Annotated in this window: 9 protein-coding genes; 7 read left to right on the top strand and 2 right to left on the bottom strand. The window is 68.3% G+C overall.

The window, feature by feature from the left end; genetic code table 11:
- Positions 1-123 precede the first annotated feature (123 nt).
- A complete protein-coding gene (gene aceE / locus CBM2588_RS07620) occupies positions 124-2,811 on the bottom strand; it encodes a pyruvate dehydrogenase (acetyl-transferring), homodimeric type (protein ID WP_111519763.1) in 2,688 nt (895 codons plus the stop codon).
- Between the two features lie 424 nt (positions 2,812-3,235).
- Here aceE and CBM2588_RS07615 point away from each other — a divergent pair, with 424 nt between their 5' ends.
- Together CBM2588_RS07615 and CBM2588_RS07610 are read left to right on the top strand one after the other, a co-directional pair.
- Positions 3,236-5,848: a PAS domain S-box protein gene (locus CBM2588_RS07615; RefSeq protein ID WP_115680010.1), complete on the top strand. Its 2,613-nt coding sequence runs from the start codon at positions 3,236-3,238 to the stop codon at positions 5,846-5,848.
- Positions 5,849-6,007: 159 nt separating this feature from the next.
- Entirely contained in the window at positions 6,008-6,640 is a 633-nt protein-coding gene (locus CBM2588_RS07610; RefSeq protein ID WP_012352577.1) for a response regulator transcription factor, read from the top strand.
- Positions 6,641-6,738: 98 nt separating this feature from the next.
- Here CBM2588_RS07610 and CBM2588_RS07605 read toward each other — a convergent pair whose 3' ends face one another.
- The gene (locus tag CBM2588_RS07605) at positions 6,739-7,419 is read right to left on the bottom strand and encodes a hypothetical protein (protein ID WP_115680009.1); all 681 of its coding nucleotides are present in this window, start codon (positions 7,417-7,419) and stop codon (positions 6,739-6,741) included.
- 160 nt (positions 7,420-7,579) lie between these two features.
- On the opposite strand from CBM2588_RS07605, the gene folD reads away from it, so the two are divergent.
- The 5 genes from folD to CBM2588_RS07580 all read left to right on the top strand — a co-directional run bounded on the left by folD (position 7,580) and on the right by CBM2588_RS07580 (position 13,912).
- Positions 7,580-8,431, top strand: a complete 852-nt coding sequence (folD, locus tag CBM2588_RS07600) for a bifunctional methylenetetrahydrofolate dehydrogenase/methenyltetrahydrofolate cyclohydrolase FolD (protein WP_115680008.1) — start codon at positions 7,580-7,582, stop codon at positions 8,429-8,431.
- A gap of 128 nt (positions 8,432-8,559) precedes the next feature.
- A complete protein-coding gene (locus CBM2588_RS07595; RefSeq protein WP_115680007.1) occupies positions 8,560-10,644 on the top strand; it encodes a M3 family metallopeptidase in 2,085 nt (694 codons plus the stop codon).
- Positions 10,641-11,471, top strand: coding sequence for an exodeoxyribonuclease III (gene xth, locus CBM2588_RS07590; protein ID WP_172583570.1), 831 nt, complete (start codon positions 10,641-10,643; stop codon positions 11,469-11,471). Before CBM2588_RS07595 ends, xth begins: the two co-directional genes overlap by 4 nt.
- A gap of 130 nt (positions 11,472-11,601) precedes the next feature.
- Positions 11,602-12,099: a homoprotocatechuate degradation operon regulator HpaR gene (hpaR, locus tag CBM2588_RS07585; protein WP_231942116.1), complete on the top strand. Its 498-nt coding sequence runs from the start codon at positions 11,602-11,604 to the stop codon at positions 12,097-12,099.
- Positions 12,100-12,118: 19 nt separating this feature from the next.
- Positions 12,119-13,912, top strand: coding sequence for a SulP family inorganic anion transporter (locus CBM2588_RS07580; RefSeq protein ID WP_172583569.1), 1,794 nt, complete (start codon positions 12,119-12,121; stop codon positions 13,910-13,912).
- Positions 13,913-13,984 lie beyond the last annotated feature (72 nt).

Here is a 13,984-nt window from a genome sequence, read left to right as displayed (position 1 = left end):
GGCGAGATTACCTTCGCCGCCCGCTTCTGTCACGCCGCCATGCCGCAAGGCGCCATCGGGACTGTGCCGGGGCGCCCGCGGCACGGCGTTGCCGTACTGCGGGGGTGGGTGCAGGCTGCCGGATCAGACCGACATCGGGTTGGGCTTGTTCGGGTCGAGGTTGTACTTCTTGATGGCCTCGGCGACCTTGTCGCGGCCGATCGCGCCTTCGTCGGCCAGCGCCTTGAGCGCGGCCAGCGTGACCCAGTAGCGGTCCACTTCGAAGAAGTGGCGCAGCTTCTCGCGCGTGTCCGAGCGGCCGAAGCCGTCGGTGCCCAGCACCACGTAGCGGCGCGGCACGTACGGACGGATCTGCTCGGCGAAGGTGCGCACGTAGTCGGTCGAGGCAATCACCGGGCCGCGCGCCGACTTCAGCTTCTGCGTGACAAAGGCTTCGCGCTGGGTCTCGGCCGGATGCAGCAGGTTGTAGCGCTCGGCGGCCTGGCCGTCGCGCGCCAGCTCGGTGAAGCTCGGGCAGCCCCACAGGTCGGATTCGACGCCCCAGTCCTTCTTCAGCAGCTCGGCCGCGGCGATCACCTCGCGGAAGATCGTGCCCGAGCCCAGCAGCTGCACGCGCGGCGCGTTGCTGTTCTCGACGCCCTTGCGGAACTGGTACATGCCCTTGACGATGTCCTGCTCTACGCCAGCCGGCATTTCCGGGTGCTCGTAGTTCTCGTTCATCACCGTCAGGTAGTAGTAGACGTCTTCCTGTTCGGCATACATGCGGCGCAGGCCGTCCTGCATGATCACCGCCAGTTCGTACTGGAAGGTCGGGTCGTACGAGATGCAGTTCGGGATGACGGCGTGGAACACGTGCGAATGGCCGTCTTCATGCTGCAGCCCTTCGCCGTTCAGCGTGGTGCGGCCGGCGGTGCCGCCCAGCAGGAAGCCGCGCGAGCGCATGTCGGCGGCGGCCCAGCACAGGTCGCCGATACGCTGGATGCCGAACATCGAGTAGTAGATGTAGAACGGGATCATCTGCACGCCGTGGGTCGAGTACGACGTCGCGGCAGCGATCCAGTCGCACATGGCGCCGGCTTCGTTGATGCCTTCCTGCAGCACCTGGCCAGTCTGCGATTCCTTGTAGAACATCAGCTGGTCATGGTCTTCCGGCACGTATTTCTGGCCTTCCTGGTTCCAGATGCCGACCTGGCGGAACAGGCCTTCCATGCCGAAGGTGCGCGACTCGTCCGGGACGATGGGCACCACGTGCTTGCCGATCTGCTTGTCCTTCAGCAGCGTGTTCAGGATCCGCACGAAGGCCATGGTGGTGGACACTTCGCGGCCTTCGCCGGTGGCCTTGAGCAGCGCTTCGAACGCCTTCAGCTCGGGCACCTGCAGCGCTTCGGCCTTCTGGCGGCGCGCCGGCAGGTAGCCGCCCAGGTTCATGCGCGCCTGGCGCATGTATTCCAGTTCCTTCGAGCCTTCCTCGAAGGTGATGTACGGCACTTCTTCCAGCTTGTCGTCGGCGACCGGGATGTTGAACTGGTCGCGGAACTTGCGGATCGCGTCGACCGGCATCTTCTTCTGCTGGTGCGCGACGTTCATGGCCTGGCCGGCGTCGCCCATGCCATAGCCCTTGATGGTCTTGGCCAGGATCAGCGTGGGCTGGCCCTTGTGCTCGCTGGCGGCCTTGTAGGCGGCGTAGATCTTGTGCGGGTCGTGGCCACCGCGGTTCAGGCGCCAGATGTCCTCGTCGGACCAGTCGGCGACCATGGCCTTGAGCTCGGGCGTGTTGAAGAAGTGCTCGCGCACGTAGGCGCCGTCCTTGGCCTTCATGGTCTGGTACTCGCCGTCCACGCATTCCATCATGCGCTTCATCAGCAGGCCCTTGGTGTCGCGCGCCAGCAGCGCGTCCCACTTGCTGCCCCACACCACCTTGATCACGTTCCAGCCGGCGCCGCGGAACTCGGACTCCAGTTCCTGGATGATCTTGCCGTTGCCGCGCACCGGGCCGTCCAGGCGCTGCAGATTGCAGTTGATGACGAAGACCAGGTTGTCGAGCTTTTCGCGGCCGGCCATGCCGATCGCGCCCAGCGATTCCGGCTCGTCGGTCTCGCCGTCGCCCAGGAAGGCCCAGACCTTGCGGTCGCCGGCCTTGGCCAGGCCGCGGCTGTCCAGGTACTTCATGAAGCGGGCCTGGTAGATGGCCATGATCGGGCCCAGGCCCATCGACACCGTCGGGAACTGCCAGAAGTCCGGCATCAGCCACGGGTGCGGGTACGACGAGATGCCCTTGCCGTCGACTTCCTGGCGGAAGTTATCGAGTTGGTCGGGCGTCAGGCGACCGAGCAGGAAGGCGCGCGAGTACACGCCCGGCGCCGAGTGGCCCTGCACGAAGACCAGGTCGCCGCCGCTCTGCTCTGACGGCGCGCGCCAGAAGTGGTTGTAGCCGACGTCGTACAGCGTGGCCGCCGAGGCAAACGACGAGATATGGCCGCCGACATTGGTGTGCTTGTTGGCGCGCAGCACCATCGCCATGGCGTTCCAGCGGGTGTACGAGCGGATCCGGTGCTCGATGTCCTGGTCGCCGGGGATGCGGGCCTGCTGCTCGACCGGGATGGTGTTGATGTATTGCGTCTCGGCGTGGAACGGCTGGGTCACGCCGTTCACGCGTGCGTATTCGATCTGCTTGTCGATCAGGAAGGCGGCACGCGCCGGGCCTTCCGCGGCCAGCACGCCCTGCAGGGCGTCGAGCCATTCATGGGTTTCCTGGGGATCGGCGTCGTTGGCGCTCGAGGCGCCGAGGATCTGCTCTGGTACGGCGGACATGACTGTCTCCTGGGTGAATTCTTGGCTTCCGCGTCCGCGCTGGCAGCGCCGGACACGACTCAACGTATGACTCGCACCGACTTGCGGAGATCGGCGCCATTGCCGCCTTGCATCGGGGCCGCCGCCGGGAAACCTGTTCCGGTTTCTCCGCGCGGCAGGCGCATGGCTACCGCCCGCATTCTTGGGTCGGACCGATTCTATGGAAGCCCAATGGCGAGCACAAGGGAAATTTTCAAATTGCGATATCGTTTTTTATAATGTGGAATTATGCGGCAGCGCACCAAGAATCACAGCCCGAGCCGCATGCCCCGTGCCTCCATCCTGCCAGCGCCGGCACGCGGCGCCGGGATTTCATTGGCGCTTTCCCCAAGCGACGCACCGCAATAATCTCGGTACACTGGTCGGTCAGCCGTCAATCCCTCCCATGCCGTTTTTCAACCGCCTCGACCGTCTTTTCCGCAGCCTGCGTGCCGCCATGCTTCCCTCCGATGCGTTGGGTACAGCCAAGGCCGCCGGCGGCGAGTCCGCGCAGGTCCCGCATGCGCCTTCTCCGGCGGCCGGCCTGGGGCCGATCGAAGCGCTGGGACCGGACGACGGCGTCCCGGTGGCGCCGCCGCGCGGCCTGTGGTGGCTGCGCTGGCGCAACCTGGTCGCCACCAGCTGGTTCATGTTCATCCCGCTGGTTGCCATTGTGCTCTTCACCGTGGCGATGGGCGTGATCCTGTGGTCGCTGCACGAGACCGAACGCCAGCAGCAGCGCGACGCGCTGTACCGCGACGCGGCGTGGGCGCAGCAGCGCGTGCGCCTGTCGCTGCTGAGCAACCAGGACCAGTTGGCCTCGCTCGCGCGCGACATCGCCGCCGCGCAGCTGGAGCAGGGTGCCTACCGCACCGCGGCGCAGGAAATCCTGCGCGAGAACCCCGAGATCGTCTTCATCAACTGGCTCGACGCCACCAAGCGGGGCCGCTGGTCGCTGCCGTCGACGTCCGAATTCGCCAGCCGCCTGCGCGAAAACCAGGACCAGCCGCTCGAGCCCGAAGTGCTCGACACCTTCGACGCCGCGCGCGAGACCCAGCGCGTGGTCTACTCGCGACCGCTGGTCAACGAACGCGGCGACAGCTTCATGCTGATGGAAGTCCCGATCGTGCGCGACAACGAGTTCCTCGGCACGCTGGGCGCGCTGTATTCGATCAACGGCATCCTGACCCACCTGCTGCCGCCCGAGCTGACCGAGCGCTACCGCTTCTCGCTGATCGACAAGAACAACCAGACCCGTGCCAGCACCTCGCTGCGGCCGGTGCCGGGCAACGCGCTGTCGTATGAGGTGCTGCTCGACCCGCCGGGCCATTCGCTGTCGCTGCGCGCCGACGCCTACCCACCGGCATCGAACCTGCCCAACAACATGCTGCTGTGGCTGGTGGTGGGGTTGTCCTGCTTCCTGCTGTGGAGCCTGTGGAGCATGTGGCGGCACACCAGCCGCCGCTCCGAGGCGCAGCGTGCGCTGCTGGCCGAGACCTCGTTCCGGCGCGCGATGGAAAACTCGATGCTGATCGGCCTGCGCGCGCTCGACCTGAACGGCCGCATCACCTACGTCAATCCGGCCTTCTGCCGCATGACCGGCTGGCAGGAGAACGACCTGGTCGGGCGCCTGCCGCCCTTCCCCTACTGGCCGCCCAACGACCAGCAGGAGATGCAGAAGCAGATCGACCTGACGCTGCAGGGCAAGTCGCCCGCCGGCGGCTACGAGATGCGCGTGATGCGCCGCGACGGCAGCAGCTTCTACGCCCGCATGTACGTGTCGCCGCTGGTCGACAGCCGCGGCCGCCATACCGGCTGGATGAGCTCGATGACGGACATCACCGAGCCCAAGCGCGCGCGCGAGGAACTGGCCGCCGCGCACGACCGCTTCACCACCGTGCTGGAAAGCCTGGACGCCGCGGTGTCGGTGCTGGCCACCGACAAGGCCGAACTGCTGTTCGCCAACCGCTACTACCGCCAGCTGTTCGGCTGGGAGGCCGAGGGCCACGTCAAGCTGGCCGGCGACGAGCTCGACAAGGACCAGGTTTCCAGCGACAACACCGACTATGTCGATGCCTATGCCGGCCTGCCGGCCTCGGAGCTGATGCCATACGCTTCCGATGCGCGCGAGGTGTTCGTGCCCGACATGCAGAAATGGTTCGAAGTGCGCCGCCGCTATATCCAGTGGGTCGACGGCCACCTGGCGCAGATGCAGATCGCCACCGACATCACCGTGCGCAAGGCCGCCGAGGAAATGGCGCGCCAGCATGAAGAACGGTTGCAGTTCACCAGCCGCCTGACCACCATGGGCGAGATGGCGTCGTCGCTGGCGCACGAGCTGAACCAGCCGCTGGCCGCGATCAACAACTACTGCATGGGCGCGGTGGCGAGGCTGCATTCGGGCCGCAGCACGCCCGAGGACCTGATCCCGGTGCTGGAGAAGACCTCGGCGCAGGCGGTGCGGGCCGGCACCATCATCAGCCGCATCCGCGGCTTCGTGAAGCGCAGCCAACCGCAGCGGCGCGAGGCCGCGCTGCACGACATCGTCGCCGACGCCGTGGGCCTGGCCGACCTGGAAGCCACGCGCCGCCGCGTCACCATCCTGACCCGGCTGCCGGCGCCGCCGCTGACGGTCTATGTCGATCCGGTGCTGATCGAACAGGTGCTGGTGAACCTGCTCAAGAACGCGGTCGAGGCCATGGCCGGGCTGCCGGCGATGCGCGCCGGCGGCGTGGTGCGGCTGCACGCGCGGGTCGAGCCAGGCGAGATCGGCGACAACGTCCATATCGACGTGATCGACCAGGGCCCGGGCGTCGACGAGGCCACCAAGGAGCGGCTGTTCGAGCCCTTCTTCAGCACCAAGTCCGACGGCATGGGCATGGGGCTGAACATCTGCCGCTCGATCATCGAGTCGCACCAGGGCCGGCTGTGGGTCGAGAACAATGTCGACGGCATCGGTTGTACATTCAAGATCATGCTGCCGCTGCAGGCGGCGCCCGCCGAAGCCGTGGCCGAATAAGCAGAGCCCGCGCGCGCGGGCCACGCGCACCCTTGCGCATCATCGGATGCCTCGCGCCGGCGGCGCCGCTCCCCCTCCGACGTGGGGGGCCTGTCTCGCCACAGGGGGCCGCTGCCGGTTACACTTCGCAGCAATGAATTGTTGTCCCGAGGAGACTACATGACCGCAACGCCAAACCCCACGCCCCACCGCGGCGAGACCGTGTTCATCGTCGACGACGATGAAGCCATGCGCGACTCGCTGACCTGGCTGCTGGAGGGCAATGGCTATCAGGTGCGCAGCTTTACCAGCGCCGAGCAGTTCCTCGCCGCCTACGACGCCAGCCAGGTGTCCTGCCTGATCCTGGACGTGCGCATGCCCGGCATGAGCGGGCCCGAGCTGCAGGAGCGCATGCTGGCCGAGCAGATCGACATTCCGATCGTCTTCATCACCGGCCACGGCGACGTGCCGATGGCGGTATCGACGATGAAGCGCGGCGCCATCGACTTTATCGAAAAGCCCTTCGACGAGTCCGAGCTGCGCGCGCTGGTCGAGCGCATGCTGCAGAAGGCCCGCACCGACCACTCCACCGCGCGCGAACAGCGCGCCGCCAAGGACCTGCTGGGCAAGCTGACCACGCGCGAGCAGCAGGTGCTGGAGCGCATCGTGGCCGGCCGCCTGAACAAGCAGATCGCCGACGACCTGGGCATTTCCATCAAGACCGTGGAGGCGCACCGCGCCAACATCATGGAAAAGCTCAACGTCAACACCGTCGCCGACCTGCTGCGCCTGGCGCTGTCGCGCAACAGCTGAGCGGCTGGCGCCCGCTTGCACGGTGCGGCCGTGGGCCGCACCTGCGCCCCCCTGCGCCACTTCCCCACGCCACTTCCCCACGCCCTGCCGCCCACAGCTCAACGCCCGAGGTAATCCTCGTCGCGGAAGGTCACCACCCACTGTGGCCGATAGACCACAAGCACTGCGACCAGCATGCCGGTGAGGAAGGCTTCGCCGAAGGCGAGGATCACGGCCCCGAGCAAGGTGTCGGCAAGGCTCAGTGGCTGTCCCGGCATGGCCAGGTAGCGCCAGGCCGCCTGCGCCGTCCCGGCCCCAAGCGCGGCCAGGCCGGCGGTGAAATACCCGTGCCCCAGGATGAATACGAACGGATGGCGCGGCAGCAGGCGCCGCATCGCCGCCTGCAGGCCCGCCGAGAGCAGCGCCGGCAGCAGCGCCAGCCACACATAGCGCACCCATAGCGCGGCCCAGTCGAACTGGCTCCAGCCGTGCCCGGCCAGGTACTCCAGCCCCAGCAGCGAGACCACGTCCGCGGCGAACAGCGACAGCAGCGCCAGCGGCAGCCCGAACAGCGTCACCATCAGCGTGGCGCCGAGCAGCTGGATCACCATGCCGCCTGCCAGCGTCGCGCGCACCGTCCACAGCAGCGCCACCAGCAGCATCGCGCCCAGCCAGGCATTCTGCAGCGCATCGCGGCGCAGCAGCCGCCAGGGCCGGCGCGTCAGCGCCCACAGCAGCCCGCACACGGACAGCAGCACCAGCAGCGGATCGGATAGCGTCGAGGCAAGCGCGGTAGGCATGCGGCCGATGCTACCAGTACCTGGCCAGCGCGATGGCTGCCGGCGGTCAAGCTCCGTGCGACAGGGCCCGCGCAACCCTTATAATTCCGCCTTTGGCCCTGCCGCGCGCCTGCGCTGGCCGGCGCCGTCACCTTCTCGCCATCACCCCGTCCTGCCTCCCATGCCTGCCCAACTGATCGACGGCAACGCCCTTGCCAAGCAAATCCGCTCCGAAGCCGCCCAGCGCGCCGCCCGCCTGACCGAACGCGGCCACCAGCCCGGCCTGGCCGTGGTGCTGGTGGGCGAAGACCCGGCCAGCCAGGTCTATGTGCGCAACAAGGTCAAGGCCTGCGAGGACAACGGCTTCCATTCGTCGCTGGACCGCTATCCGGCCGACCTGTCCGAGGCCGACCTGCTGGCCCGCATCGACGCCCTCAACCGCGATCCCCGCATCCACGGCATCCTGGTGCAGCTGCCGCTGCCGAAGCACATCGACAGCCACAAGGTGCTCGAAGCAATCGCCCCGGAAAAGGACGTCGACGGCTTCCACGTGGCCAACGCTGGCGCGCTGATGACCGGCGCCCCGCTGTTCCGCCCGTGCACGCCCTACGGCTGCATGAAGATGCTGGAATCGATCCAGTATCCGCTGCGCGGCGCGCGCGCCGTGGTGGTGGGCGCCTCCAATATCGTCGGCAAGCCGATGGCGATGCTGCTGCTGCAGGCCGGCGCCACCGTCACCATCTGCAACAGCAAGACCCGCGATATCGGCGCCCACACCCGTGACGCCGACGTGGTGGTGGCCGCGGTCGGCAAGCGCAACCTGATCACGGCCGACATGGTCAAGCCCGGCGCGGTGGTGATCGATGTCGGCATGAACCGCGATGACCACGGCAAGCTGTGCGGCGATGTAGACTTCGCCGGCGTGCGCGAAGTCGCCGGCTACATCACGCCGGTACCGGGCGGGGTCGGGCCCATGACCATCACCATGCTGCTGATCAACACGCTGGAAGCCGCCGAGCGCGCCGCGGGCTGACCTCCCGGGCTTGCCGCCGGCGCCCGATGCGCCACCCGGGGCACTGGAAAATCCACCGCCCCGGCCCCATCTGCGGGAATATTGCCTGACCAGGACCAGCCAACCGCGCAGCCAACCGAGACCACGCCATGGACCACGCCGCCAACGCTACCAATCCGCTGCTGGACTTTTCCGACCTGCCCCGCTTTGCCGAGATCCGGCCGGAGCACATCAGCCCCGCCCTCGACGTGCTGCTGGAACGCGCGCAACAGGCCGTCGCCCGCGCCGAGGATCCCGCCACGCCCGCCGACTGGGCCAACGCCGTGCAGGCGCTGGAAGCCGCCACCGAGCCGCTGGGCCGCGCCTGGGGCGTGGTCAGCCACCTCAGCGCCGTCGCCGATACGCCCGAGCTGCGCCAGGCGCATGCCGAGAACCTGCCGCGCATGACCGAGTTCTGGTCGTCGCTGGGCCAGAGCCTGGCGCTGTATGAGAAATACAAGGCGCTGGCGGCCAGCCCCGAGTTCGCCGGCATGAGCGCGGCGCGCCACCAGCTGATCGAGAACGAGCTGCGCGGCTTCCGCCTCGGCGGCGCCGAACTGCCCGAGGACAAGAAGCCGCGCTTTGCCGAGATCCAGGAGCAGCAGGCCCAGCTGTCCAAGGCCTTCTCCGACCACGTGCTCGACGCCACCAACGCCTACGCGCTGGTCATCGAGGACGAGGCGCGCCTGTCCGGCCTGCCCGACGATGCCCGTGAAGCCGCCCGCCACGCCGCGGAAAAGGATGGCAAGGCCGGCTGGAAGTTCACGCTGCACTTCCCCTCCTACTTCCCCGTGCTGCAGTACGCGGACGACCGCGCGCTGCGCCAGACCCTGTACGAGGCCAACGTCACGCGCGCATCCGAGCTTGGGCCGCAGCACGGCCAGGGCCAGCCCGACTGGGACAACACCGCCAATATGCGCGAGCAGCTGGCCCTGCGCCGCGAAGAGGCGCAGATGCTCGGCTACCAGTGCTATGGCGAAGTCTCGCTGGTGCCGAAGATGGCCGAGTCGCCGGCCGAGGTGCTCAAGTTCCTCGACGAACTGGCGGTCAAGGCGCGCCCCTACGCCGAGCAGGACTGGGCCGAGCTGAAGGCCTTCGCCGCGGCCGAGCTGGGCCTGCCGGAACTGGCGCCATGGGACGTGGCCTATGCCTCGGAGAAGCTGCGCCAGCAGCGCTATGCGTTCTCCGAACACGAGGTCAAGCAGTATTTCCCGGAAGCCAAGGTGCTGGAGGGCCTGTTCGGCGTGGTGCAGAAGCTGTTCTCGGTGAGCATCCAGCCCGAGCAGGCGCAGACCTGGCACCCCGACGCGCGCTTCTTCCGCGTCAGCACCCCCGATGGCACGCTGCTGGCCCAGTTCTACATCGACCTGTACGCGCGCGAAGGCAAGCGCGGCGGCGCGTGGATGGACGACGCCCGCGGGCGCAAGGTGCTCGAGCATGGCGGCGTGCAGACCCCCGTGGCCTACCTGACCTGCAACTTCTCGGCGCCGGTCGGCGACAAGCCCGCGCTGTTCACGCACGATGAGGTCATCACCCTGTTCCACGAGTTCGGCCACGGCCTGCACCACATGCTGACGCAGGTGGGCGAACTCGGCGTGTCGGGCATCAACGGCGTGGAGTGGGACGCGGTGGAACTGCCGTCGCAGTTCATGGAGAACTTCTGCTGGGAGTACGAAGTGCTGACCGGCATGACGCAGCATGTCGACACCGGCGAGCCGCTGCCGCGCGCGCTGTTCGACCGCATGCTGGCGGCCAAGAACTTCCAGAACGGCATGATGACGCTGCGCCAGATCGTGTTCTCGTCGTTCGACATGCACCTGCATACCGACTTCGACCCGGCCGGCGCCACCTCGGTGCTGGAGCTGTCGCGCCAGATCAACGACCGCGTGCACGTGGTGCCGCAGCATCCGCTGTCGCGCTGGCCTAACACCTTCAGCCATATCTTCGCCGGCGGCTATGCGGCGGGCTATTACAGCTACAAGTGGGCCGAGGTGCTGTCGGCCGACGTCTACGCGGCGTTCGAAGAGGCCGCGCAGCTGTCGGGCACGGTCCTCGACAGCGAAACCGGCGCGCGCTACCAGCGCGAGATCCTGTCGGTGGGCGGCAGCCGCCCGGCGATGGACTCGTTCGTGGCGTTCCGCGGCCGCGCGCCGCAGATCGACGCGCTGCTGCGCCACGGCGGGATGGCCGCATGAGCGCGCTGGGACTGCCGGGCCAGGGCCCGCTGCGCATTGCCAGCTGGAACGTCAATTCGCTGAAGGTGCGCCTGCCGCAGGTGCTGCAGTGGCTGGCCGAGCAGGACCAGGCCGGCGCGCCGATCGACGCGCTGTGCCTGCAGGAACTGAAGCTGCCCGACGACAAGTACCCGCTGGCCGAACTGGAAAACGCCGGCTTCCACAGCGTCTACACCGGCCAGAAAACGTACAACGGCGTCGCCATCCTGGCGCGCGACGCAAGCATGCCCGGCCCCGTCGACGTGGTGCGCAACATCCCCGGCTTCGAGGACGCGCAGCAGCGCGTGATCGCCGCGACGTATGGCGACCTGCGCCTGGTCTGCGCCTATTTCCCCAACGGGCAGTCGCCCGATTCGGACAAGTTCGCCTACAAGCTGCAATGGCTCGAAGCGATGACCGCGTGGCTGCGCGAGGAAATGACGCGCCACCCGCGGCTGGCGCTGCTGGGCGACTTCAATATCGCGCCGGAAGACCGCGACGTGCACGACCCGGCCAAGTGGGAAGGCCAGAACCTGGTCTCGCCGCCCGAGCGCGCCGCCTTTGCCGCGCTGCTCGAACTCGGCCTGGCCGATGCGTTCCGCAAGTTCGAGCAGCCGGAGAAGGCCTTCTCGTGGTGGGACTACCGCATGCTGGCGTTCCGGCGCAATGCCGGCCTGCGCATCGACCATATCCTGCTGTCGCCGGCGCTGACCGAGCAGTGCAGCGCGTGCGTGATCGACCGGGTGCCGCGCACCTGGGAGCAGCCATCCGACCACACCCCGGTGGTGGCGACGCTGCATTGCGGCTGACCCTGCGCGGCGTGCGCGCCTGCCGGCCGCGCTGGGGCATGGCGCCGGTTCAGGCAAGCCCGGGCAAGCCCCGCTCGCCGCGCCCGGCCGTGCCCGCTACACTGCGGGCATGAGCCCTCCCAGCCAGGCCATGTTTCGCCATCGCAATCTCCCCCACCTGCTGCTGCAAGCGCGCGAAGCGTTGCTGGCCGGCTTCCGGCCGGTCCTGCGGCAATTCGGCGTGACCGAGCAGCAATGGCGCGTGCTGCGCACGCTCAACGAGCGCGGGCCGATGGAGCCCAACCAGCTCGCCGAGGCCTGCCTGATCCTGAGCCCCAGCCTGACCCGCATGCTGGCGGGCATGGAAGACGCCGGGCTGGTGGCACGCACGCGCTCGGCCACCGACCAGCGCCGCCAGCTGGTCAACCTGACCAATGCCGCGCGCGACGTCATCGCGCAGATGGAACCACTGATCGACGCCCGCTACCAGCAGCTCGCACAGCAGCTGGGCGCCGAGCGCCTGGCCGAGGTCTATCGCGCGCTCGACGCCATGCTGGCGAGCCTGGGCCCGCAGCCGGCCACACCTCAATCCAGTGCGCCAGCCCCAGCCGCCTTGCCGCCCTCCGGACGCGGTGGCGAAGCCGGCTAGCCAGCGCCGTTTTCCGCCGATGCCCGCGCCCATCACCGCACCCCTGCTGCCACGCCTGTTCCCCTGGAGCCAGCGCGTCGACCCGACCACGCTGCGCGCCGACCTGGTGGCGGGACTGCTCGGCGCCGTGCTGGTGTTGCCGCAGGGGGTGGCGTTCGCCACGCTCGCCGGCCTGCCGCCGCAGTACGGCATCTACAGCGCGGTGGTGCCGTGCATCGTGGCGGCGCTGTTCGGTTCCAGCTGGCACGTCATGTCGGGGCCGACCAACGCCAACTCGCTGGCGCTGTTCGCGATGCTGAGCCCGCTCGCGTTCGCGGGCAGCCCGGCCTATATCGGCCTGGCGCTGGCGGTGACCATCGTGGTCGGCGTGATGCAGCTTGCGGTGGGCACGCTGCGGCTGGGCTCGCTCGCCAACTTCATTTCGCCGTCGGTGCTGCTCGGCTTTACCTGCGGCGCGGCGACGCTGATAGGGCTGTACGCGCTGAAGGACCTGTTCGGCCTGTCGGTGCCGACCGGCACCAGCGCCTTCGGCGTGTTGCGCCACCTGTTCGAGCATGCCGGCACCATCAACTGGGACGCGGCCATGGTCGGCGCCGTCACGCTGGCGGTGACGCTGCTGTGCAAGCGGCTCTGGCGGCGCCTGCCGTTCATGCTGCTGGGCCTGCTGGCCGGCTATGGCGTGGCGCTGTGGCTGAACCAGGCTGGCGGCCACCACGTCAACGTCGTGGGGCCGATTCCGTCGGCACTGCCGCACTTCGAGGTGCCTGACGTCGACTGGCGCAAGCTGCCCGACCTGCTGGGCATCGCCGCGGCGCTGACCATCGTCGCGCTGGGCCAGTCGATCTCGATCGCCAAGGCGGTGGCGTTGCGCTCGGGCCAGCATATCGATGCCAACCGCGAGTTCATCGGCCAGGGCCTGTCGAATATCGCGGGTGGCTTCTTCTCCGGCTATATCTCGTGCGGCTCGCTCAACCGCTCGGTGCCCAACTTCGAGGCCGGCGCGCGCACGCCGCTGGCGAGCGTGTTCTCGGCGCTGTGGCTGGTGGCGCTGGTCGCGGTCAGCGCGCCGCTGCTGGCGCAGATCCCGATGGCGGCGATCGCGGCGATGCTGCTGCTGGTGGCGTGGGGCCTGCTCGACATCGCGCGGCTGCGCCGCATCTTCACGCTCAGCCGCACCGAGTTCGCGATCGCCATCGGCACCTTTGCCGCCACGCTGGTGATCCGGCTGGAAATGGCGGTGCTGCTCGGCACCGTGCTGTCGCTGGTGGCTTACCTGTACCGCACCTCGCGGCCCGCGGTGCGCAGCCTGGTGCCGGATGCCGACGATCCCGGCCGGCGCTTCACGCCGCTGGACGAGCTGCGCCGTCCGCAGCCGGAATGTCCGCAGCTCAAGCTGCTGCGCATGGAGGGTGCGATCTACTTCGGCGCGGTGCAATACGTGACCGACCGCCTGCACTGGCTGCGCACCGTCAATCCCGGCCAGACCCACCTGCTGGCGATGACCAAGAGCATGAATTTCATCGACCTCGCCGGGGCGGAAATGTGGGAATACGAGCTGAGCGAGCGGCGCGCGCTCGGCGGCGACCTGTACTTCCACCGGCCGCGCACGCAGGTGCTGCAGACCTGGGCGCAGACCGGCTTTACCGACAAGCTCGGCGCCGACCATGTGTTCCCGACCAAGCGGCAGGCGCTGCACACCATCATCGGACAACTGTCGCCGGAAGTCTGCGCCCGCTGCACCGTGCGCATCTTCGAGGAATGCGCGTCGCGGCCTGGCGCCACCGCAGCGACGGCCGCGTCCGCGCAGCCATGAGCGCAGCGCCCGCACAGGCGCGCTTCGCCACGTCACGGCGGAAAAAAACGGAAGAAACTGGGGATTGCCTGC

Source organism: Cupriavidus taiwanensis (assembly GCF_900250075.1).
GTDB lineage: Bacteria > Pseudomonadota > Gammaproteobacteria > Burkholderiales > Burkholderiaceae > Cupriavidus > Cupriavidus taiwanensis_C.
The sequence above is the reverse complement of the archived record's forward strand: the minus strand, read 5'-3'. Positions and strand labels throughout refer to the sequence as shown.

Excerpts from the sequence above, each read along its gene's own strand:
- CBM2588_RS07605 (WP_115680009.1), bottom strand. The coding sequence starts at position 7,419 with ATGCCTACCGCGCTTGCCTCGACGCTATCCGATCCGCTGCTGGTGCTG.
- folD (WP_115680008.1), top strand. The coding sequence starts at position 7,580 with ATGCCTGCCCAACTGATCGACGGCAACGCCCTTGCCAAGCAAATCCGC.
- CBM2588_RS07595 (WP_115680007.1), top strand. The coding sequence starts at position 8,560 with ATGGACCACGCCGCCAACGCTACCAATCCGCTGCTGGACTTTTCCGAC.
- CBM2588_RS07580 (WP_172583569.1), top strand. The coding sequence starts at position 12,119 with ATGCCCGCGCCCATCACCGCACCCCTGCTGCCACGCCTGTTCCCCTGG.
- xth (WP_172583570.1), top strand. The coding sequence starts at position 10,641 with ATGAGCGCGCTGGGACTGCCGGGCCAGGGCCCGCTGCGCATTGCCAGC.
- hpaR (WP_231942116.1), top strand. The coding sequence starts at position 11,602 with ATGTTTCGCCATCGCAATCTCCCCCACCTGCTGCTGCAAGCGCGCGAA.
- aceE (WP_111519763.1), bottom strand. The coding sequence starts at position 2,811 with ATGTCCGCCGTACCAGAGCAGATCCTCGGCGCCTCGAGCGCCAACGAC.
- CBM2588_RS07610 (WP_012352577.1), top strand. The coding sequence starts at position 6,008 with ATGACCGCAACGCCAAACCCCACGCCCCACCGCGGCGAGACCGTGTTC.
- CBM2588_RS07615 (WP_115680010.1), top strand. The coding sequence starts at position 3,236 with ATGCCGTTTTTCAACCGCCTCGACCGTCTTTTCCGCAGCCTGCGTGCC.